This is a genomic window from Leptospira dzoumogneensis (assembly GCF_004770895.1).
Classification (GTDB): Bacteria; Spirochaetota; Leptospiria; order Leptospirales; family Leptospiraceae; genus Leptospira_B; species Leptospira_B dzoumogneensis.
Genome location: NZ_RQHS01000005.1, coordinates 505,693 through 527,328 on the forward strand (window position 1 = coordinate 505,693; position 21,636 = coordinate 527,328).

The following is a 21,636-nucleotide window of genomic DNA, read 5'->3' on the forward strand; positions in this document are numbered from 1 at the left end:
CCTAAGCTAAAATCAGAAATTTCTTTCCGAAGAATATCCGGAAGTTCTCTTGAAAAGTAAGCATAACGTATTAATTTTTATTCCTTCATTAATTGGGACTTTAGTCCTATTCGGATGGTTATTGGATATCGAGATCTTGAAACGGCCTAGGGTTTCTATGGTTGCGATGAATCCAATGTCAGCGCTTTCTTTTGTATTTATTGGATTTGCGCTTTATCTCAACTTAAATCGCGCCGATTCCAGCAAGTCTCGAATTGTCGTTCGTTCGATCGCGTTATTTGTTCTTTTCGTAGGTCTTACTAAATTGTATTCCATCATCAGTGGATTTGATCTAGGAATGGATAAGGTCCTTTTTTCGGATAAGATCGCAAAAGATATTATAAGAGGTATTCCGAATAGAATGGCTCCGAATACTGCTTTCGATTTTGTTGTGCTTGGTTCTGCCGTTTTTTTGAGTTCCTATAGAAAGGAAGTTTTAAGTTCTATTTCTAATTATTTATGTATTTTAGTGCTTTTGATAGGACTATTTTCGGTAATAGGTTATGTATACCAGGTCCAGGAATTTTATGGAATTCTTTCCTATATTCCTATGGCAATTCACACTGCCGTTAGTTTTATTTTCTGTTCTTTCGCTCTTCTTTTGATCAATGGACATTCAGGATTTATGAAAGTGTTCACGAGTAAAAGTTCTGGAGGGATCTTAGCTCGCGTTTTAATTCCGTTTTTGATCATTGTTCCCGTTTTGTTCGGCTATATTCGGATCTATCTGAACAGATTAAATCCTGTCAGTTTGGAACTCGGAGTAGGGTTCTTGATGACAGGGATTATACTTACTTTTTTCGTTCTAGTTTGGTTCGTTGCTAACCAATTGGAAAAATCGGATATAGCAAGAACGGATGCGGAAAGAAAACTTTCGGAACTGAATCATGAATTGGAGAGATTGGTCAATTCCAAAACTATGGACCTATTCAAAAGTGAGAACAGGTTCAGAACTATTTTAGAACAATTTCCTTATCCCGTATTGACTTATGATCCCCAAGGTGTATGTACCGGGACAAACTTCGCATGGGAAGAAATGTGGAATACTAGGAGAGATGTATTAGTCGATTATAATATATTGAAAGATCCTCAGATAAAGGAAGCCGGGTTTTTCCCTTTTGTGGAGAAAGCATTCGGCGGAGAACCTGCAATTTCAGAACCTTTTCTCTATGATCCTAAGTTAATAGGAAGTTCGGGAAGGGACCGCTGGTTACAAATGGTACTTTATCCCGTTAAAAATACCGCCGGGAATATATTAGAAGTGATCGTGGTTCACCAAGATATCACCGCAAGTAAAGAAGCGGAGAATGAGATCCGCCTATTGAATAATGAGCTGGAAGAAAGAGTAAAAGTCCGTACGGAACAATTGGTTTTGGCAAATAAGGAATTGGAATCCTTCTCCTATTCCATCTCTCACGACTTAAGAGCCCCTATCCGAGGGATCAGCGGTTTCACTCAGATCTTGATGGAAGATTACGGAGTGAATTTCGATGCGGAAGGAAAAAGGATCATCGGCAAGATCATAGAGAATGCAAAGCAGATGGGTCAGTTAGTGGACGATCTTCTGGAATTTTCCAGGTTAGGAAGGACCGAGCTTGCCGAAAGAGAAATTTCAATGAAGGAATTGGCCGTTACGGTATATAAAGAATTAATAAACTTAGAATCAGGCAGAGAGATCCGTTTTGAAATACAGGATATTCCGAATGTAAGAGCGGACCAGCCTGCGGTGCGTCAACTTTGGGTGAATTTGATCTCGAATGCGATCAAATATACTAAAAAAACAGGATCACCTCTTATCCAAATCGGTTTTACGGAATCCAAAGAAGGAACCGTCTTTTATGTAAAAGACAATGGCGCCGGTTTTAATATGCAGTATTATAATAAATTATTTGGGGTCTTCCAAAGATTACATTCCAATGCGGACTTTGAAGGCACAGGAGTGGGCCTTGCAATCGTCAAAAGGATCGCTTCTCGTCATGGAGGAAACGTATGGGCTGAGTCCAAAGAAGGAGAGGGGGCCACTTTCTATTTCACTCTACCTGGGCAGGATCCTAAATTAAAGTGATTCCAGAAATTTAACTAGCTGCTCTCTTTGAGAAGAGGAAAGTCCTAATACGTATTGTCTGCTTCTTTCCGCTTCTCCTCCATGCCATAGAACTGCTTCCATAAAACTCTCAGCTCTTCCATCATGCAATAATTGTAATGTTCCATTTACTTTGGGAACTAGGCCGATCCCCCAAAGAGGAGGAGTTCTCCATTCTCTTCCTGAGGCTAAATGATCCGGTCTTCCGTCTTTTAGACCTTCTCCCATATCATGTAATAGAAGATCCGTATAAGGCCGGATTGTTTGTGCTGAGATCTCGGGAGCACCGGAAATATTACCGGTTACTAATTTAGAAATATGGCAAGAATTACATCCCGCCTGAAAGAAGATCTTTTTTCCCGCAATAGTTTCGGAAGAAGAAGGGGATCTTCGGGCAGGAACGGCGATCAACTTCATGTATTTTACCATCATATCTATTTTCGCGGGATTTAATTCCGGCAAGCTGCCATGCGGAGAAGAATCACACGCTGTTTGAGCGGATGTGCAGTTCTTAAAAGGAAAAAGAGGACTGGTCACTCCTATATCTTCTAAAAATGCACGAGAACCTTGTTGTTTTAGATTGGGTTCATTTGCTTTCCAGCCGAATCTTCCTATTTTGTTTGTTCCTGTTGCAATATCCGGGATTAGGTTGATCCTTCCTGAAATTCCATCTAAATTTACATCGGATTCATCTTGTAGAGAAAGTAATGTTTTGTCCGGGATTGCTTCTAATAATCCCATTCCGATCACCTTGGAAGTGATTCTGAGGGAATATATTTCTCCGTCCGAGGCCAATGGTCCGTAATTCAGATCGGAAAATTCTACTTTAGGCTTTCTTAATGTATAGGAAGTTCCATCCTTGAAAACTCCCGATACTTGGGAATAAGAGACCGATACCTTTCCTTCTGCGGGAACGACGCTTAAAGAGAACGGTTGGAATTGTCCTCCATAATTCGGATCATCGCTGAGTCTTACGAGTGCAGTGAACATGGTCTCTTCCGGTCCGGAGGGAATATTTCCTATTCCATTTCCTATATGGCAGGCCAAGCAGGAATTTGCATTGAATAGAGGCCCAAGCCCTCTTCTGTCTATTTGGCCAGAACTGGAATTTTCCCAAGGAACCTCGAAGACTGATTGTCCCACCGTAAAATCTGAAATTTTATCCAGAGGAAGGCCGGGAGGAAATTGTAAATATGCCCTGGAAGTAAAATCGTAGGAGGTCATACCTTTACCTCCGGACAATTCCTCTCCTTCTTCGTATTCCCAGGAATCTAGTTGGCTCCCGGAAGCGGAAACCAATGGATAGATCTCGGAGAATCCGCAAGACAGTTCCTGTGATATACACCCGTTCCCGAAAACCTGTCTTCCGAATTCGGAACATCCTATTAGAAAAACAGAAAATAGGAATAGGGATCTTTTTATAGTAAATTCCACTATTCTTATGGAAATGTTAAAGCGACAGGAGTTTTAGCAGCCCAGGAATCTTGTAGATCCGGTCTTCCTAATGAACCTCTAAAATTCCATCCCCAGCCATAGACGGAACTATCCGGTAATAATACGAATCCGTGGAGAGCTCCTATCCCTAAGCTGGATCCTTTTGCAATTCCGACCACGCTTAAGTTCGGTTCAGTAACTTTAGTAGCTGCATCCGGATTTCCTAGATTGCCTTGTCCATTTTCTCCCCAGCCTTGGATACTTCCGTCGGAGAGCAGGGCAAAACTTTGGGTCCCGCCTGCGAATACTCGGATCGCATTCGTTATATTATTTACTTGTAATGGAGAATTTTTAGGACTGTCTTGGTTTCCTATGCCCAATTGACCGCTTGCGTTTAATCCCCAGGCAAAAACCGTCCCGTCGCTTTTCAGTGCAAGAATATGATCCCTTCCGTTCGCGATATGTTTTATATCGGTTAAACCTGGAACCTTTGTCGGAGTAGAAGAGATCGCAGTCGAAGTGGATGTAATTCCATTTCCTAAATTCCCATACTGGTTTCTTCCCCAAACATAAACATCTCCGTTTGAATCTAAAGCGGCAGAATGTTGTGAACCTGCGATTACTTGGATAATATTCGTAAGCCCAACTACATTTACTGGATTGGAAGAAACAGTAGTACTGGTAATGGCCGGATCCGCATTTCCTAATTGACCCACATTATTTTGTCCGAATGCGACTACTGTTCCGTCGGACTTAAGGATTACCGCATGATTGAAACCGAATGCTCCCATAACCGCGTCGGTGATCCCAGGGACTTCAGTAGGAGGCGTTTGTGCAGCAGGATTTCCTGCGGTTCCGACTGTAGGTTCAGTTGTGTTCCCGAGTCCTAACTGTCCCTGGGCATTCGCTCCCCAGGTGTAAACTTTTCCGTCTTCTTTGATCGCTAATGAATTATTTTGGTTATATGAAATGCTTACGATCCCGGAGATGGAAGTGAGTTTAACTATATTAGGGTTGCTCGTATCTCCTTCTGAAAATCCGGTCCCAAGTTGGCCTTTATTATTTCTTCCGCAGGAATAGATAAAACTGTCTATTATAAATCCTGAATGTGATCCACCCGCGGTCAGTTTATTCCCGAAATAGAAGGAGACGGATTTTTCTAGTACGTTACCTTCTTCATTTGTTAAAACTACTTTGAGTGTGTTTTGTCCTCTTTTCGGTTTGAGTTTTGTTATTTGGAACTCAGCGGTCTCACCCACGACTTCCGTTTCTTTACTTTCGTTCAGGAAGACTTCGTAGGTTCCGGAGCTTGCGCCTGCGACACCTAAGTCGAACTGGTAAACGGATAAAACCTCTCCTTCGGAGGGGGAGGTGATCTCGAAATTGGAGCCGGTAGTGGAGGCAGTCCCGCCTAAAAGTCCCATTGGGGTCTTGGAGGAAGAATCAGAGCAGGTCCATACGAATAGAAAAACTAGGGGTAATAGGCGTTTCATGGCGTTCTCGCTAGATAATGAATCTAAGTCTCAATATCAAAAATACCAAAGTCGAAAAAATCTCATTTTGGTCAATCGATTAAAAACACGAATTTTAGAAGGGCTAGAAGGGAAGAAGTGCCTGGTTTAGGTTTGGGGCTCCTTCTTCTTCCAAGTGACTGCATCTATCCTCTTTTGGGTTTGAGAGTTTGAGATAAGGAGTTCCAACTTTTCAGTCTTGTTTCTTCTCTTTTGGGACTGATCACCCACCAAATGGAAGTTCACCGGTAATAAGGGGCTTGGGTATCATTTGGAATTTCTACTTGGCAGAAGTTTTGAGTGTATATAACTTTATGAAAGTTATTTTCGGTAGGTAGCATGAATATAAAAGATTCTAGGTCCGGGTTTTTTAGTCTTTTGACTGCGGTCTTATTATTGCAGAACTGTCTGACTTCTTCTGCAAATATCCAGGACTATAAGGAACATTTTATAGGTAATGATCCCAAGGATCTTTCTTCTGAGATACCAAAAGGAAAAGTAAGAGCGGTATTTTTGGGGACAAGCTCCATTCTACTGGATGATGGAGAGACCCAGATCTTGACGGACGGATTTTTTTCCAGGCCTTCACTTTTTAGGACCATATTCTCAAAAATCCATTCGGATGAGCAAGAGATCAAATACGTTATGCTTCTTGCAGGAATCAAACGTTTGAAAGGGATCCTCGTATGCCATTCCCATTACGATCATTCTATGGATTCTCCTTTTATCGCGAAGGAGACCGGAGCCAAGTTATACGGTTCTCTCTCCACCATCCAAATTGGAAAAGGGGGAGGGTTACCTGAGGAGCAGTTGGCATTATTTCAACCTGGCAAGAAGATCCAAATAGGTAAATTTAAGATCACTGTGCTGAATTCTAAACATACTCCTCCTTTTAAAATTTTAGGAAAAACGAATGCTGCTGATCCAAACAGACCGGATTTAACGGAAGCACTGTCTCAACCTGCTAAGGCAGAGGATTATATTGAGGGTGGGACCTACGACTTTCTGGTAGAACATGGAAAACATTCCATCTTGATCAAAGGAAGTACGAATTATATAGAGAATGCTTGGGATGGTTTAAAGGCGGACGTTCTATTCTTAGGGATTGCGATGCTCGGCAAACAAGAAGAAGGATTTAAGTCAAAGTATTACGAAGAAACCGTGACCAAAACTTCTCCCAAGATAGTGATCCCTGTGCATTGGGACAATTTTTTCAAACCGTTAAGCGAACCATTGGAGCCTAATTTAAGTTTAGGAGACGATGTGAAAACCGGAATGGAATTCATGATACAAAAAACTTCTCAAGACGGGATCCAATTCAAGATACTAAGAGGATTCGAGAGCATTCTGTTATTTTAATATATCAGTTCGTACGGAATCGAGGCGGCTATGCTATATGGAAGAAGAGGATACGATGGAAAAAGTTTTAGAATATTTAGAACCTTTTGGCCCGGATCTTAAAAACGGACTAAGCAATCATGCTCCTATGGCCTGTGAAGCATTGCTCACAATGGGAAAAAGAGAAAGTGTATTCCCTTGGTTAGAAAGATATGGAAGCCAATTCCTAGAGAAAAAGAAACCTAGAAACAAGATATATAGCGGTGACTGGAAAGATTTTTTAGGGGTACCTGAAACATATCCGGAATGGGAAAACTTTTTTAATGCAGAGTTGGAAGAAGGTCCCTGGCAGAAAACCGTCTCAGAATGGGCGGTCAAACTTGCTCCAGGAATTTGTGCAGACGCTACCCACGGAGTGATCCGCACCGGACATGCAGTCAGAAGTTTAACCAGAAAGGAATCAAGACGCAGGAAGAGAGAACTCGCTTCCGGATTAGCGGTTTGGGCTTCCTCTTATTTGGAATTGCCTACTTCTTTCGATTCTTTGCTCGGTCTACAACCGGAAGACGCTATACAAAAAGTGGACTTTGTCCCGGAAGAATTTAAAAACTTTTCAGGCACGATCGTTTCTTCTCTACAGGGATTAGGGGATTATGATCATTTTTCTCCAGTAATCGGATATCTAAACGTTTCTAAACAACCTGAGGAGATTATCTCTGGTTTGTCGGAAGGATTTTCCAGAGTGGTGTTGAATAATGTGGAAGATAATCTATCCGCGATCGTGTTTATACATTCCGTGACGAGTGTTTCCGCCCTCAGGAGTATATTACCTTTTCTGAATGAGCATGAAAAAAAATCCCTTTTGAGATATTCCTGGCAGTCTGGAGCCGCATTATTATCCGCCTTCGGCAAAAAATTGGACCTGGATATTCCCGAAAAATTAGAAAAGGAATCCAGAGAGGAAATGATAGATAGGGCGATTGAACATGGAGACGAACACGCGATCAAATTTACGGAAGTATGTTTGAAAGAATTTGAATTTAATCCTTCTCCTGCCTATTATGCGGCTGCGAGTTTGGCTAGAAAGTTTTTAGAACCCCTGTCTTAATAACGCATTGTTCTAAAAGTTAGATTAATTCTGGGTTGTTTGATCGATTTGGTTTTAGGAAGACTATGCAGCCAGGACTCTTGGGCACTTTGCATGACCAATAAACTTCCATGTTCTAAGATCAAGGAAATCCGTTCCTTAGTGGACTTATGTTTGAAGTAGAACTTTCTTTCCGCTCCGAATGATAAAGAAACAATTGTGGAATTTTTCCCCAATGCTTTTTCATCATCGCTATGCCAGGCCATTCCTTCTTCTCCATCATTGTATAAATTGAGTAAACAGGAATTAAATTTGGTTCCGGTAATTTTTTCCGTTAAACTTTTTAGCTCTGAAAGTTCTTTTGTCCAAGGCAGAGCTCTTTTGGTAGTGTTTGAATATGTGTATTCGTAATCCGAATCTCCATACCAGGCCACTTTTCTTTTGGTAATGATATGTTTTCCGAAAATAATCGCCTCGTCGTTCTTCCAAGGGATCTCTTCGAGTAAAATTTTGAGAAGACTATCCGATAAATTCCCGGAAAGGATCGTTCCGTAATAAGTAACAGTCCCATCATACGGAAGTAAGTTTCTCTGTCTTTCTGATTCAAACAGTTCCATGTTTAACCTGAGATCTATAATAGTCTTTTGCTCCTTTGACAGGGAAAAAATCGGTAGTGAATAGGATCATATCTCCTCTTTCGGGAGGGAAGACTATAGGTTTAGATTGGGCCCTTTTCCTTGCATAAATTTTGAAAAATCCTGACTCACAGATCATTCCTATTGACCAGATCCGTCTTAGCAGCTTCCCAGCCGATCATCGCAACTTTACGGGAATCTCCCCAATGATATTCTCCGAATTCTCCGGAAGAACGGATGACTCTATGACAAGGGATTAGGAATGCCACTGGATTATTTCCGATCGCAGTTCCTATGGCTCTTGTCGCCTTAGGATTTCCCATTTGTTCTCCGATCTGTCCGTAGGTGGAAAGTTTTCCCATAGGAACTTTCAAAAGAGTTTCCCATACCTTGAGCTGGAAGTCGGTTCCTTTCAGGTGCAATTTGATCTTACTCAATTGGCTCCAATCATGAGTGAATATGAACAAAGCATTTTGCTGGATCATATCCACCGTTTGGTTATAGGTTGCGTTCGGAAAGATGGACTTCAGTTCTTGGAATACCTTCTTCTCATTTTCAAAAAATGAAATATAACAAATTCCTTTTGGAGTAGAAGCCACAAGTAATTTCCCGAAAGGACTTTCCGCATAACTATAGTTAATCGAAAGATCCTTCCCTCCATTCTTATACTCTCCGGGAGTCATTCCTTCTATATTGATAAACAGATCGTGTAATCTGCCTGTTCCGGAAAGTCCTGAGTCCAGAGCCGTATCCAACAAAGAGGAGCCATTCTCTTTTAATAAACCTTTTGCGTATTCCAAAGTAGTATATTGTAAAAACTTTTTCGGACTTACTCCTGCCCAATCCGTGAACATTCTTTGGAAATGATGAGGGCTGAGTTTTAATTTACCCGCCACATCTTCCAAACTTGGTTGTGTTTTAAAATTTTTACGAAGATAGAAGATTGCGTCCGCAATCCTATCGAAGTCTGTGTTTTGTTGTCCTTTCATGGTTTTGGAGTATAGATAAGAAAGAGATAACTAGAAACCCGATACTTGCTATTTTTACAGTAAAAAAGTTTCGATCCGGATCTTAAGGGCATAAAAATAAAGGTATATCCATTTTTCTAGAGATCCTGAATGCGGAATTCATCAGCCCCACGTGACTGTAGGCTTGGGGGAAGTTTCCCCATTGCGATCCGTTTGCCGGATCCACATCTTCCGAAAAAAGTCCCAGATGATTGGTATAGGTCAGAAGACTTAGAAAATACCTTTTAGCTTCCTCCAGTCTTCCTACACAGGCTAATGCGTCCACATACCAGAAGGCGCAAACAAGAAAAGCAGTTTTAGGAGCTCCGAAATCGTCGTTATGTTTATAACGAAAAAATAATCCTTCTTTCGTTTTTAACTCAGATTCCAGAACTGCCAAATGCCGGTTCGCTTTTTCAGGATCTTCTTTCAGATAACCCAAGCTGATCAGTTGTAATAAACTGGCATCCAAATGTTCCGAGCCTTCCGCTTGCGTATAAACCCCTCTTTTTTTATCGTAACATGCTTCAATATTTAGAGCGGATCTTTCCTTTAAAAAAACCGCTAAATCGCATATTTCTCGGTCGTTCAATTTTTGCCCTATCTTCTCCGCGGCAGCACTTCCCGCCCAATGGAATAAAAAAGTATAACAATGTTTCTGTTGAAGGTTCCTGAATTCCCATAAACCCGCATCCGGTTCATCCATAGTTCTTTCGATATGTTTAAGAAGATTTAATATGGACTGTCCGGAAGAGGATTTACTTTTTTTATGGAACCTCGCATCGAGATAAAGAGGCATGATAGAAAGTAAGATTTGTCCATAAACATCGTTTTGAATATGGGTGAATGCCTGATTGCCTATACGAACCGGTTTATTTCCCAGATAACCGTCCAGATCTAAGATCTTTTCCTCCAGGATTTCTTCTCCCAAAATGGAAAATAATGGCTGTATTCTTTCTCTTTTAGTGGAGGCGATATTCTCTAAGAAATGAGAGTAATGTTCCATTTCCTCGAAATGCCCGATTCCGTTCAAAGCACTCAGTGTATAATAAGCGTCCCTGATCCAACAATACCTATAGTCCCAGTTTCTACCGCTGGATGGAGATTCTGGAAGACTTGTAGTTCCCGCGGCGATGATCGCGCCAGTGTCCTGGAACTGGTGGAGTTTGAGAGCTAAAGCGGAACGAACCACTGCCTCCTGTTGGAATTCTCCTATGGAGCAGTGTTTTACCCAATTTCTCCAATATTCTCTAGTTCGATCCAATAAGTCTTGGATCTTTCTTTCCGACGGATTTTCGAGATGGTCTCCGTAACTTAACACTAGGTATTTTGTTTCGTTCAAAACAAAGGACGTATTTTGAAGAATATAATGAAGAGATATATTCGTCGTTAGGCGAAGATCCGACTCCATGCCGGAAAATAGGATATGATTGCTTGCAAGGCTTGCCTTAGGCAGAAAACTTCCGTAAGAATCCCTAGGGTCGCAAACTATATCGATTTTAGGTGAATTCTCTATCGGCTCGATCTTACGAATTAATATTAAAGGTTTATAATGCGTTTCTCCTTTGAAAAATCTCGGCGCGAAATCCGTTACTAAAAAAGTTCCGTCGTGACAAGTTACTTTAGTCCGGATGATATTCGTATTTTCCTCGTATTTTTGTTCGAAGCTTGCATTTTGATCGTCCGGAACGATACGAAAGGAACCTCCTTTATCCCGATCTAAAAGTGATCCGAAAATAAAGGAAGAATCGAACTTTGGCCAGCATAACCATTCTACTTCGGTATTCTTAGAGATATAAGCTAAGAAGGAACAATTTCCGATAATCCCGGAGGAATAAGTGTGTTTATCCAAAATTTTTGTCTCCCGGAATAGGCTTAAGTAATGATTCGATTAAGTTTAATACCTGCTCGGAGGATCTGAGATAGTAGCGCGCTTCCGTTGGACCGATCCCGACCTTTATAGAATACGTATACTTGGGAAGTTCACGGAACATATCCTCGTCCGTCCAATCGTCTCCCACTGCTAAGATAAAATCTGCGGAAATTTCCGCGGCGATCTGTTTAGAAGAAATTCCTTTATTAACACCGGAACATTTTACTTCGATCACCTTATTTCCTTTTAGGACTTGCACATCTAAATTTCCGGTATAGTTGACCAGATCGTTCAGAAGTTCCCGGGACATGGGATCTGCCGCGTCGTTTTCGGCTCCGCGATAATGCCAGGCTAGTGAGAATTCCTTCTCTTCGATAAATGTTCCGGGAAGGCGTCTGCAGTATTCTTCCAATATTGGGTAAAGATCCGATTTCCAGGAGGAGGAAAGTTCTCTGAATAATTTCCAATCCCCGTTTACTTTGTACCATACTCCATGTTCCGCGATAAAATTTAAGCCAAGGCCTGAAAGAGTTTTGTCCAACCAATGCCTATCTCTTCCGCTGACTATATAGACGGTATTTTTAGGATCCGAGGAAAGACGTAATAATAGATGTCTTAACCTGAACTCAGGGATCGCTTCCGAAGGATTCTTCGCAAAAGGTACTAATGTGCCATCATAATCTAAAAATAATACTCTTCTGGATGAATTTTTGAATCTAGTTAGGATCTCTCCTTGGATCCTACCTTCGATAATCTTTGCGGAAAGGTCCTTAGCATTCTTCTTAGTTTCTTCCAAGCGGGTCAAAAAATCCGAGGCCCATTTTATCACGTCATAATTATGTATACGTTCCACCATTGGAAGGTTCCGTGCTATCTGCTCTTCCAAAGAACTTGTGAGTGCTTCCTGGATTGCGTCACTTACATCTTGGGGGTTATTCGGATTGATTAGGATGGCCTCTCCTAATTCTTTTGCTGCCCCGGTCATTTCGGATAAAACAAGCACGCCGGAAAGGTCCGGTCTGGAAGCGAGAAATTCCTTTGCGACCAAATTCATTCCGTCTCGAAGAGGAGTGACTAACGCAACATCCGAAATGCCGTAAAATGCGACTAACTCTTCGAAAGAAAAATACTTATAACGATAAATGATCGGTGACCATTCCATGGTGGCATAAAGGCCGTTGATCCTACCCACCATTCTTTCGATCGATTCTCTCATCTTGCTGTATTCTTCCACTTCTGAGCGAGAAGGAACGATGATCATTAAGAGCACTACTTTTTCTTTCCATTCGGGATGTTCTTCCAGAAATAATTGGAATGCCTCCAGCCGTTTAGCTATCCCTTTGGAATAATCCAGTCTGTCCACAGTCAGTAAAAGTTTTTTATCTTTGATCCCTCTTCCTAATTCTTGTCTTAGAATTTCGCAGGAATCGGTAAGAGAGAATTGCCTGAATTTTTCGAAATCGATCCCCATCGGGAAAGTTTCCACTTTAATGAATCTATCTCCGTGATTAATCAGTCCGAAATGATTATCTAATCCTAATATTCTAAGAACGGATCTTAAAAAATATTGAGTGTAATCATGTGTATGGAATCCGACCAGATCACTTCCCAAAATCCCTAGAAGAAGTTCTTTTCTCCAGGACATCGGCAATAGCCTATAAACTTCGAAATGAGGGAAGGGGATATGTAGAAAAAAACCGATCTTAATATCCGGAACGGTTTCCCTAAGAATGGCGGGTAAAAGAAAAAGATGATAATCGTGTATCCACACGGTATCTCCTGGTTCGTAGATCTGAAGGACTTTCTCTGCGAATCTTCGATTGATCTCTTTGTAAGATAGCCATTCTTCCTGGGAATAATTCGTATAACTGGGAAAGTAATGGAATAAAGGCCAGATAGTACGATTGCAAAAACCGAAATAGAATTGTTTGATCTCAGGTTCAGAAAGATAAACGGGAAAATATCCGAATCCTTCCTCGAGAGTTTTGTTTACCTCTTCTAACTTCGTTTCGGCAACAATGCTGCCCGGCCAGCCGACCCAAACGAATTGATTATCCGGACCTAGTTTGTCCAAAAAAGAAGAGACACCTGTCGCTAGACCTCCCGCACTTTTTCGATAAGAGTATTTACCTTTACGGAGTGTAAGATTTAGGGGGAGTCGATTCGATACGATGATTAGTTTGTTCTTTTGAAGTTTCATAGCTTCATTTGGAACTAATTCCCACCTTGAGAGCTACGAAGAACAAATTAATATTTCATAATATACTCAAGATCAGTTCATTCGATTCGGGAATTATAATACAGAATAGGGATCTGTCCGGAGCTTAACAGTACTTTTTTACAAGAGGTCCGAAAATGGAACTATTCATATGTCTATGCGAAGAATCCCAATTATTTCCTAAAATTCGCAGGGAGAGATTAGAATTGTGGGAAAAATTGTACAAATGACTTGACTCCCTGGATTTACTGTTTAGAAAAATGTCACAATATGTGACATTTTGGAACGAGGGGATGTGGGAACAAGGGAGCAAACCAAAGAGCTAGTCTTAGAAGCCGCAGAATCCCTGTTTTTGGCCAAAGGACTCCTAGATGTTTCCATGGAAGATATTGCCGCAAAAGTATCTTGTACCAGGCGAAATCTATATCGTTATTTCGATACGAAAGAATCGCTTAGCATTGCAGTTCTTAGAAAACTTCTCGCACCTTGGAATGATTTTCAGCTCCAAACTTTTGAAAAGCTTAGATATTCTAATCTTTCCGGAAAGGAAGAACTTATTTCCTTTCTCAAAACTCTGGCTAAATATTTAGAAACTCATAAACCTTTACTTCGTTTTACTGCAGAGTTCGATTTTGTATTCAGAGATCGCGGCTCTTTTCAATTGGATGCTAGTTCCGAAGAGTCTTTATTCGCGGAGTTTCTATTCACCGAAAAACTTATCATACAAATTTTAGAAAAGGGAGAAGTAGATGGGAGTCTCAGAGCCCCTTCTTCCTTAGCAATACTGGTTCCTACGATCACAACGGTTCTTTGGAGCCTTGGGCAAAGAGTTGCTCTTAGAGAAACCTTGATCCCTAGAGAATTCGGTGTGAACGGTATGGAACTCGTACAAACACAAATTGATCTATTGGTACTTGCTTTAGAAACAAAAGAAGACCCCGGAAAAAAGAAGGAGAATTAACATGTCTAAAAGTTTCGAACTTCCTAAAGATTTTTTATTGGGTTCTGCAACCGCAGCCACTCAGATAGAAGGTGGAGACATCTACAATAACTGGTATGCTTGGTCCCTTATCGGAAAAGTAGGAAATGGGGAATCTTCCATCACAGGCGCAGATCATTACCGCAGATATGTAGAAGATATAGAACTTCTTTCTCAACTTCACCAAGAATGTTATCGAATGAGTATAGAGTGGAGTCGTATAGAACCCAAACAAGGAGAATGGTCCACGGAAGGAGTGGAACATTACAGAGACGAATTCCAAAGACTGATCCAGGCAGGGATCAAACCGCTTGTAACTCTTCATCATTTTTCCTGTCCTCAATGGTTCCAAGAAAAAGGAGGATGGCTTTCTGAGAATGCGGTAGGGGACTTCATACGATTCGTGGACTTCTCCGTTAAAAGTTTCGGGGACCTGGTTTCGGAATGGTGCACTATCAACGAGCCGAATGTATTCGCAAACGATAGTTATATGGATGGAAAATATCCTCCAGGAAGCCACGGCGATATTGCAGCCTATATGAAGGTTACTAAAAATCTGATCATCTCTCATTTAAGAGCTTACAAACTCATTCATAAGATCCGTAAGGATCATGGCTTTTCAGGAGAGACAAAAGTAGGATTCGCTCATCATCTTGCTATATTCGAACCTTTTAATTCTCATCCTCTTGCTAAATTAGGCTGTTTCCTGAGCGATTATCTATTTCACGAAATCCATATGAAAGGTTTTGTAGAAGGTAAACTTTGTTTTCCCGTAGGCTTCGGTTATCCGGAAGGGAAGGGGATCTTCTGCGATTTTATAGGGATCAATTATTATTCCAGACATCTATTCAAGGCCAGTTATAATCCAGGCAATCTATTCGCTACTCCTCTCGTAGATCCAAGTATTGCGGATTCGGAGAAGAATGATCTGGGCTGGGAAATTTATCCGGAAGGCCTTTACAAGGTTTGTCATCGCGCTTGGGACAAATACAAACTTCCTATCTATATCACTGAGAATGGGATCCCGGACGAGAAAGACGAGAAGAGAGAAAAATATATAGTAGATCATCTCTATCAGATAAAACTTCTGATAGACGAAGGTGTCAAAGTGGAGCGCTATTATCATTGGTCCTTTCTAGACAACTTAGAATGGAACGACGGTTATGGCCCTCGCTTCGGCTTGGTAGAAGTGGATTATGCCACGATGAAAAGAAAACCTAGACTGAGTGCACTTCGTTACGCGGAGATGTGTCGTACGAAAAAAATCCAAAGCCGCTGAGATTGAAAAGAGTCGCGGAGTTTATTCTCACGCAGAGACGCGGAGCCGCAGAGGGTAGGAGAAAGGGTTGGAATAGAAAATAAAAAACCTTCTTATCTTTGCTATGTAGGAACTCCAACATTTGAAAATCTTTGCCCCAGTTCTCTGCGTCTTAGCGACTCTGCGTGCCATGCCCCCGCGACTCTGCCTTCTCTGCGCCTTTCCTTTGGGAATTGACTTAGAGTCTCGCAAACGCGCGAATGGTGTTTCGCGGCGCTTCTCTCATGTCAGTACCATTCTTAAATCCGGGAATATTCGCACATATTGATGCGGGCAAAACCACACTCTTAGAAAGGATCTTATTCGAGACCGGCAAAATTTCCGCGCCGGGTAGAATTGAAGAAGGTACTACGGAATCCGATTATCTTCCGGAAGAGATAGAAAGGGGAATTTCTATCCAGTCCACAGTGGCAAGAATCCCTTACCCAAATCCAGAAAAGCCTCGTGTCATTCTGCAGTTCGTGGACAATCCAGGGCATTTGGATTTTCAGTCCCAGGCAAACGCTTCTCTGCTCGTTTCCGATTTCGGTCTTGTCCTGATAGATTCTTTCGAAGGATTAAAATCCCAAACCTTCCAGAATGTGGAGGCACTCCGAAAGTCCGGAAAACCAATATTATTTTTTCTAAATAAACTAGATCGTCCGGGAGCTGACATTCTTTCTCCTTTAGTGGATCTGGAAGTTGCACTTGGAAGAGAGCCCATCTTATTATTCGGAGAAGACGGTAGTATTCCCGTATTAAAGGGAGAAGGCCAGGAGTCTGAACTCCTGCCATTGATAGAATGGGACCACGCACTCTCCGAAGAATATTTGAAAGATCATGATCTTCTTCCCAAGCTTGCTCTTCAGGGGTTGGTAAAAGGATTCTGGGAAAGTAAAATTTTTCCGGTGTTGGGAGGTTCTGCACTCCAAGGACTCGGAGTAAATGAAATGTTAGCACTCTTAGAGGCGCTTGCATTAGGGAAGCCTGCTTCTACTTCTTCCAAAGAACAAACAGGAGTGGCTTTTAAAAGAGAGATCCATCCTGAACTTGGGAAACTTCTTCATTTCCAAACATTGGCACCCATCAAAGTCGGGGACTTCTTCTTTCATGGAGAAAGAAGACATAAGATAGAGAACTTATACCAAATTTCGGCAAGGGACTACGAAGAAGTTTCGAAAGGAGAAGCAGGAGAACTTCTTGCAACAACTTCACTCTTGGATTGGATCCCAGGAGAAGTTCTTTCGAGACATAATACAAAAACTGCGGTTACAAACCTACTTTCTCCCATCCGAAAACAATTTCAGATCTTAATAGAGCCGGAAAAAGAAGAAGATCGACAGGAACTTTGGGATCGTCTGCAGGATCTTGCCTGGTTGGATGAAGCGGTGAGTGTGGATATTCTCTCAGAAACAGGACAATTTCGCTTATCAGGCACAGGTGAACTGCACTTAGAGATCTCACTTTCTCGTTTGAAGGAGTCTTTTACGAAAAGATTTCAAACAAGCGGAATCAAGGTTGCAAGATTTGCTCTATGGAAAAATTTGGTTCAAAAGGTCGCATTTCAGCATACCGCGTTCGATCAAAAGATCTCGAGCGGTCAGGTGCTCGCGTCCTTGGAAAGTTCTCACAACTTTTCTAAGGGAGTGCGGTTTAATGTTCAGCTAGCTGATCCAATCAAAGAGGCGATAACATCCGCGTTTACGGAAGTCACCGCCCGGGGAATAGACGGAGAAGAAGTTCTCGGTCTTCAAATGATTGTCGAAGGTTACGAGTCTCCGAGTGAGACAAAGTCTTTCGATCTTTCTTCCCTGATCAAAGTAGCTGTCATCAAAGGTTTAAAGGACATAATTCCGGATCATTCGGATTTCATTGGTCCCCTTTCCGAGTTGGAGATTCTTACACCGAATCAATATCTTGGAGATATATTAGCTAGTTTGGCTAAGAGGGACGCGAAGATTCGTAAGGTCACTGAGTTGACCGAAGGGCGTCATTTAATCCAGGCAAGCGCTTCTACGCAAAACTTGCTTGGCTTTAGCGGTGTCCTTAGAAATATGGCACAGGGAAGGGGCGTCCTGTCTTTGGACACCCTTTTCGACTTTGATAACCATTCTGTATTGTTTTAACAAACAAGTCTGTATTCAGATTTGTTAATAAAGTAAGGAGTTAAAAACGCTATGGCTAAGGAGAAATTCGACAGGTCCAAACCACACTTAAACGTTGGTACAATCGGACACGTTGACCATGGAAAAACCACGCTAACGGCAGCAATCACCACTACGCTTGCAAAAGTATTGGGTGGAAAAAACAAAGCCGTAGCGTACGACCAAATCGATAACGCACCTGAGGAAAAAGCTCGTGGTATCACCATCGCTACTTCTCACCAAGAGTATGAGACTGCGAACCGCCACTATGCACACGTAGACTGCCCAGGTCACGCTGACTATGTTAAAAACATGATCACCGGTGCCGCTCAGATGGACGCTGCGATCCTAGTTGTTTCTGCAACTGACGGACCAATGCCTCAAACGAAAGAGCATATCCTGCTCGCTCGTCAGGTAGGTGTTCCTTACATCATCGTATTCATCAACAAAGCTGACATGCTTGCTGCTGATGAGCGTGAAGAGATGATCCAAATGGTTGAGATGGACGTTCGTGACTTGTTAAACAAGTACAGCTTCCCTGGTGATGACACCCCAATCATCTACGGATCCGCTCTTAAAGCTCTTGAAGGCGACGAGTCCGAGTTAGGAGCTCCGTCTGTAGTGAAACTAATGGAAGCTCTGGACACTTACGTTCCGAATCCAAAACGTATTACTGACAAACCGTTCCTAATGCCGGTAGAGGACGTATTTTCTATCACCGGTCGTGGAACTGTTGCAACTGGAAGAGTAGAGCAAGGAACTTTGAAAATCAACGACGAAGTTGAAATCGTTGGTGTTCGTCCTACTACTAAAACAGTTGTTACCGGTATCGAGATGTTCCGTAAACTTTTAGATTCTGCAGAAGCTGGAGACAATATCGGTGCTCTTCTTCGTGGAACTAAAAAAGAAGACATCGAAAGAGGACAGGTTCTTGCTAAGCCAGGATCAATCACTCCTCACAAAAAATTCAACGCGGAAGTTTACGTTCTTACTAAGGACGAAGGTGGACGTCACACTCCATTCTTCAATAACTACCGTCCACAGTTCTATTTCAGAACTACCGACATCACTGGCGTTTGTAACCTGCCTAACGGTATGGAAATGGTAATGCCTGGTGACAACGTTACGATGAGCATCGAGTTGATCCACCCGATCGCTATGGACAAAGGTCTTAAATTCGCGATTCGCGAAGGTGGAAAGACTATCGGTTCCGGCGTAGTGGCTGAGATCACCGAGTAAGAGTAAGGGAATGGCTGGCCAAAAGATCAGAGTAAAGCTTAAAGCTTTCGATCATAAGTTGATCGACCAATCAACTTACGAGATCGTTGCGACTGCCAAAAGGACCGGAGCTACTGTCTCCGGTCCGATTCCTCTTCCAACGAAGAAGGAAATATACACAGTCCTCCGTTCTCCACACGTAAATAAAAAATCAAGAGAGCAGTTTGAGATGAAAACTCACAAAAGGCTCATAGACATTCTGGACACCAACGAAGACACAGTTGAGGCTCTGATGAAGCTACAACTTCCTGCAGGTGTTTCAGTGGATATTAAATCCTAAGGGAAGAAGAAATGGCAAAGGGATTAATCGGTAAAAAGATAGGGATGTCCCAAATCTTCGACGAGCAAGGAAACATGATTCCTGTAACCGTCTTAGAGGTAGGTCCCTGCGCAGTTTCCCAAGTCAAGTCCGCAGCTACGGACGGTTACGACGCGATACAATTAGCTTTTCAGGATGATAAAGAAAAACACCTGACCAAATCTGAAGTAAAACATTTGGCAAAAGCTGGACTAACTCCTAAGAGAGTGTTGAAGGAATTCCGGAATTTCGGCGAAGAGCCGGCAGCGGGAGCTGAGATCAAAGCACAAGATGTGTTTGCGGTTGCGGATATTGTAAAAGTTACAGGAACCAGCAAAGGTAAAGGTTTCCAAGGTGTTATCAAAAGATACGGACACCATGGTGGACCAGGAGCTCACGGTTCTCGTTTTCATAGACATCCAGGATCCATGGGATCCAACACCACTCCAGGTAGAGTATTCAAAGGTCGTAAATTGCCGGGCCGTATGGGTTTTGATACAAAGACTGTATTGAACCTGAAAGTGGTTCGTATTCACGAAGCAGAAAATTTGGTTTTTGTAAGCGGATCCGTTCCGGGACCTGCAAATTCCATCATCACTATTGAGAAGATATAAAGACCGCGGTTAGTCATGAAAGCACAGAAGTATTCAAAAGAAGGAAAACTGCTCTCGGAAATCGAACTTCCTGCATCGTTGTTCGAATCCAAATATAGCAGTGGCGCGATTTACGACGCCATCAAAGCGGAGAATGCTAACCTTCGCTCCGGGAATCATCATACCAAAACCCGCTCGGAAGTTTCCGGGGGTGGTAAAAAGCCTTGGTCCCAAAAAGGAACCGGTAGAGCTCGTCAAGGTTCTATCCGTGCTCCTCACTGGGTGGGCGGTGGTACTGTTCACGGACCTCGCAAGAGAGATTATTCTTATAATGTTTCTCCAAAAGTGAAACGCAGAGCGGTTCTTTCCGTTTTGAATAAGAAAGCTCAAGACGCGGTCATTAAAGTAGTAGAAGATCTGGATCCGAAAGAATTCAGCACAAAGGCTTTCTCTACTTTATTCAATAATATCGGATTAAAGAACACCGGAGTGATCGGATTTTTAGTAGGCGGAGAGAACGACTTCCTTAAAAAGTCGGTTCGTAACATCCCTACCGTAAAATACATCAACTCCAAACGTATCGCGGTTCGTGACATTCTTTATAATAGAAATCTTGTAATCACCGAAGGTGCTTTGGGAGAAATTCTCAAACATTACGGAGAAGGAAAATGAATCTTAACGAAGTGATCTTATCTCCGATCATCACCGAGAAGTCCCAAGACCTGGAGACTATCGGTGAGAAAGCCGGTAAAAGAACCGTAAAATACACTGTGGAAATCCATCCTAGAGCGAACAAAACTCTAGTGAAGGAAGCTTTCCGCAAAATTTACAACGTAGTACCTTCTTCCGTAAACATCCAAGTGTATCGCGGAAAGATAAAAAGATTCCGTCATCTACCTGCTCCTAAAGCTCATTGGAAAAAAGCAATCGTGACTTTCCAAGACGGAGCGAGCATCGACTTCGGAAAGGAAGCATAAGAAATGGGAATTAAAAAGTTTAAACCCGTTACTGCCGCCAGCCGTTTTAAATCGGTATTAACCTTCGAGGAAATCACCGAAACAGAACCGTACCGCCCTTTAACGATCAGCTTAAATTACAAAGCAGGTCGCGGAGAAGGCGGTAAAATTGCGGTTCGTAGAAAAGGCGGAAGAGTAAAACGCAAATATCGTATCATCGACTTCAAACGCCGTAAAGTAGGGATCCCGGCTACGGTTAAAACTGTAGAATACGATCCGTACCGTTCGGCGTTTATTTCTCTAGTTAGTTACTCTGACGGAGAATACGCTTATATCCTAAATGCTGAAGGCATGAAAGTTGGGGACAAAATTTCCAACGGAGAAGCGGCTGAGATCAAAGTTGGAAACGCACTTCCACTCGGAAAAATTCCTCCAGGCACTAACGTGCATAACGTGGAATTGAAAATCGGAAGAGGCGGACAAATCGCAAGAACTGCAGGATCTTTCGCTACTATCGCAGGTAGAGACGGAGAATACGTTCTTCTTAAACTTCCAAGCTCCGAAGTTCGTAAAGTTCACCAGAACTGTTACGCTACTGTAGGAATTTGCAGCAATAGAGATCATAACCTTGTTTCCATCGGTAAAGCCGGTAGAAACAGATGGTTGGGAAAACGTCCTAAGGTCAGAGGGGTCGTAATGAACCCGGTTGATCACCCACATGGTGGTGGTGAGGGACGTACTTCCGGAGGACGTCACCCAGTGACTCCTTGGGGTATTCCAACCAAAGGATACAAAACTCGTCGTAGGGCTAAACCTTCCGACAAGTTCATTATCCAGAAGAGAAAGGGAAATAGGAGCAGGTAATC

The 21,636-nt window shown here is 42.3% G+C and carries 19 protein-coding genes; 12 read left to right on the plus strand and 7 right to left on the minus strand.

Annotated features, from left to right (window positions below; genetic code table 11):
* Nucleotides 1-49: 49 nt before the first annotated feature.
* Nucleotides 50-2,104 (plus strand): sensor histidine kinase, encoded by a 2,055-nt coding sequence (locus tag EHR06_RS03750; RefSeq protein WP_135755775.1) that lies wholly within the window; start codon nt 50-52, stop codon nt 2,102-2,104.
* Here the strand turns inward: EHR06_RS03750 and EHR06_RS03755 are convergent.
* Together EHR06_RS03755 and EHR06_RS03760 are read right to left on the minus strand one after the other, a co-directional pair.
* Nucleotides 2,096-3,346 carry a di-heme oxidoreductase family protein gene (locus EHR06_RS03755; RefSeq protein WP_135756090.1) on the minus strand — a complete coding sequence of 417 codons (1,251 nt, stop codon included), beginning with the start codon at nt 3,344-3,346 and terminating at the stop codon, nt 2,096-2,098. The genes EHR06_RS03750 and EHR06_RS03755 overlap by 9 nt on opposite strands.
* Before the next feature lie 215 nt (nt 3,347-3,561).
* Nucleotides 3,562-5,049, minus strand: a complete 1,488-nt coding sequence (locus tag EHR06_RS03760; protein ID WP_135755776.1) for an RCC1 domain-containing protein — start codon at nt 5,047-5,049, stop codon at nt 3,562-3,564.
* 357 nt (nt 5,050-5,406) lie between these two features.
* Between EHR06_RS03760 and EHR06_RS03770 the strand changes: the two genes are divergently transcribed.
* On the plus strand, nt 5,407-6,426 hold the full coding sequence (locus EHR06_RS03770) for an MBL fold metallo-hydrolase (RefSeq protein ID WP_135755777.1): 1,020 nt from the start codon (nt 5,407-5,409) through the stop codon (nt 6,424-6,426).
* A 37-nt stretch (nt 6,427-6,463) separates the two neighbouring features.
* Nucleotides 6,464-7,513 (plus strand): questin oxidase family protein, encoded by a 1,050-nt coding sequence (locus EHR06_RS03775; protein ID WP_135755778.1) that lies wholly within the window; start codon nt 6,464-6,466, stop codon nt 7,511-7,513.
* Here the strand turns inward: EHR06_RS03775 and EHR06_RS03780 are convergent.
* The 5 genes from EHR06_RS03780 to EHR06_RS03800 form a co-directional block, all read right to left on the minus strand.
* Complete coding sequence (locus tag EHR06_RS03780; protein ID WP_135755779.1) at nt 7,510-8,109, minus strand: alpha-ketoglutarate-dependent dioxygenase AlkB family protein; 600 nt, start codon at nt 8,107-8,109, stop codon at nt 7,510-7,512. The two genes, EHR06_RS03775 and EHR06_RS03780, sit on opposite strands and share 4 nt — an antisense overlap.
* Nucleotides 8,096-8,266, minus strand: a complete 171-nt coding sequence (locus tag EHR06_RS03785; protein WP_135755780.1) for a 2OG-Fe(II) oxygenase — start codon at nt 8,264-8,266, stop codon at nt 8,096-8,098. The genes EHR06_RS03780 and EHR06_RS03785 overlap by 14 nt, the downstream gene beginning before the upstream one ends.
* The gene (locus EHR06_RS03790) at nt 8,256-9,116 is read right to left on the minus strand and encodes a bifunctional helix-turn-helix domain-containing protein/methylated-DNA--[protein]-cysteine S-methyltransferase (protein WP_135755781.1); all 861 of its coding nucleotides are present in this window, start codon (nt 9,114-9,116) and stop codon (nt 8,256-8,258) included. The genes EHR06_RS03785 and EHR06_RS03790 overlap by 11 nt, the downstream gene beginning before the upstream one ends.
* Before the next feature lie 82 nt (nt 9,117-9,198).
* On the minus strand, nt 9,199-10,986 hold the full coding sequence (locus tag EHR06_RS03795; protein WP_135755782.1) for a glycoside hydrolase family 15 protein: 1,788 nt from the start codon (nt 10,984-10,986) through the stop codon (nt 9,199-9,201).
* The gene (locus tag EHR06_RS03800; RefSeq protein ID WP_135755783.1) at nt 10,979-13,207 is read right to left on the minus strand and encodes a bifunctional alpha,alpha-trehalose-phosphate synthase (UDP-forming)/trehalose-phosphatase; all 2,229 of its coding nucleotides are present in this window, start codon (nt 13,205-13,207) and stop codon (nt 10,979-10,981) included. Before EHR06_RS03800 ends, EHR06_RS03795 begins: the two co-directional genes overlap by 8 nt.
* A 313-nt stretch (nt 13,208-13,520) precedes the next feature.
* Between EHR06_RS03800 and EHR06_RS03805 the strand changes: the two genes are divergently transcribed.
* The 9 genes from EHR06_RS03805 (at nt 13,521) to rplB (ending at nt 21,634) form a co-directional block, all read left to right on the plus strand.
* On the plus strand, nt 13,521-14,186 hold the full coding sequence (locus tag EHR06_RS03805; RefSeq protein ID WP_135755784.1) for a TetR/AcrR family transcriptional regulator: 666 nt from the start codon (nt 13,521-13,523) through the stop codon (nt 14,184-14,186).
* Between the two features lies 1 nt (nt 14,187).
* Entirely contained in the window at nt 14,188-15,483 is a 1,296-nt protein-coding gene (locus EHR06_RS03810) for a glycoside hydrolase family 1 protein (protein WP_135755785.1), read from the plus strand.
* 263 nt (nt 15,484-15,746) lie between these two features.
* Nucleotides 15,747-17,627, plus strand: coding sequence for an elongation factor G-like protein (locus tag EHR06_RS03815; RefSeq protein WP_135755786.1), 1,881 nt, complete (start codon nt 15,747-15,749; stop codon nt 17,625-17,627).
* A 51-nt stretch (nt 17,628-17,678) separates the two neighbouring features.
* A complete protein-coding gene (gene tuf, locus EHR06_RS03820) occupies nt 17,679-18,884 on the plus strand; it encodes an elongation factor Tu (RefSeq protein WP_135755787.1) in 1,206 nt (401 codons plus the stop codon).
* 10 nt (nt 18,885-18,894) lie between these two features.
* The gene (gene rpsJ / locus EHR06_RS03825) at nt 18,895-19,203 is read left to right on the plus strand and encodes a 30S ribosomal protein S10 (RefSeq protein ID WP_008593919.1); all 309 of its coding nucleotides are present in this window, start codon (nt 18,895-18,897) and stop codon (nt 19,201-19,203) included.
* A gap of 11 nt (nt 19,204-19,214) precedes the next feature.
* Entirely contained in the window at nt 19,215-19,835 is a 621-nt protein-coding gene (rplC, locus tag EHR06_RS03830; RefSeq protein ID WP_135755788.1) for a 50S ribosomal protein L3, read from the plus strand.
* 15 nt (nt 19,836-19,850) lie between these two features.
* Nucleotides 19,851-20,486, plus strand: a complete 636-nt coding sequence (rplD, locus tag EHR06_RS03835; protein WP_135755789.1) for a 50S ribosomal protein L4 — start codon at nt 19,851-19,853, stop codon at nt 20,484-20,486.
* Nucleotides 20,483-20,791 carry a 50S ribosomal protein L23 gene (locus EHR06_RS03840; RefSeq protein WP_086448201.1) on the plus strand — a complete coding sequence of 103 codons (309 nt, stop codon included), beginning with the start codon at nt 20,483-20,485 and terminating at the stop codon, nt 20,789-20,791. The genes rplD and EHR06_RS03840 overlap by 4 nt, the downstream gene beginning before the upstream one ends.
* 3 nt (nt 20,792-20,794) lie before the next feature.
* Complete coding sequence (gene rplB, locus EHR06_RS03845) at nt 20,795-21,634, plus strand: 50S ribosomal protein L2 (RefSeq protein WP_135755790.1); 840 nt, start codon at nt 20,795-20,797, stop codon at nt 21,632-21,634.
* Nucleotides 21,635-21,636: the final 2 nt, after the last annotated feature.

Coding starts and splice junctions, on each gene's coding strand:
- EHR06_RS03755 (WP_135756090.1), bottom strand. CDS start 3,346: ATGACCTCCTACGATTTTACTTCCAGGGCATATTTACAATTTCCTCCC.
- rplC (WP_135755788.1), top strand. CDS start 19,215: ATGGCAAAGGGATTAATCGGTAAAAAGATAGGGATGTCCCAAATCTTC.
- EHR06_RS03770 (WP_135755777.1), top strand. CDS start 5,407: ATGAATATAAAAGATTCTAGGTCCGGGTTTTTTAGTCTTTTGACTGCG.
- rplB (WP_135755790.1), top strand. CDS start 20,795: ATGGGAATTAAAAAGTTTAAACCCGTTACTGCCGCCAGCCGTTTTAAA.
- EHR06_RS03790 (WP_135755781.1), bottom strand. CDS start 9,116: ATGAAAGGACAACAAAACACAGACTTCGATAGGATTGCGGACGCAATC.
- EHR06_RS03840 (WP_086448201.1), top strand. CDS start 20,483: ATGAATCTTAACGAAGTGATCTTATCTCCGATCATCACCGAGAAGTCC.
- EHR06_RS03760 (WP_135755776.1), bottom strand. CDS start 5,049: ATGAAACGCCTATTACCCCTAGTTTTTCTATTCGTATGGACCTGCTCT.
- EHR06_RS03785 (WP_135755780.1), bottom strand. CDS start 8,266: ATGATCTGTGAGTCAGGATTTTTCAAAATTTATGCAAGGAAAAGGGCC.
- tuf (WP_135755787.1), top strand. CDS start 17,679: ATGGCTAAGGAGAAATTCGACAGGTCCAAACCACACTTAAACGTTGGT.
- EHR06_RS03800 (WP_135755783.1), bottom strand. CDS start 13,207: ATGAAACTTCAAAAGAACAAACTAATCATCGTATCGAATCGACTCCCC.
- EHR06_RS03775 (WP_135755778.1), top strand. CDS start 6,464: ATGGAAGAAGAGGATACGATGGAAAAAGTTTTAGAATATTTAGAACCT.
- EHR06_RS03815 (WP_135755786.1), top strand. CDS start 15,747: ATGTCAGTACCATTCTTAAATCCGGGAATATTCGCACATATTGATGCG.
- EHR06_RS03810 (WP_135755785.1), top strand. CDS start 14,188: ATGTCTAAAAGTTTCGAACTTCCTAAAGATTTTTTATTGGGTTCTGCA.
- rplD (WP_135755789.1), top strand. CDS start 19,851: ATGAAAGCACAGAAGTATTCAAAAGAAGGAAAACTGCTCTCGGAAATC.
- rpsJ (WP_008593919.1), top strand. CDS start 18,895: ATGGCTGGCCAAAAGATCAGAGTAAAGCTTAAAGCTTTCGATCATAAG.
- EHR06_RS03780 (WP_135755779.1), bottom strand. CDS start 8,109: ATGGAACTGTTTGAATCAGAAAGACAGAGAAACTTACTTCCGTATGAT.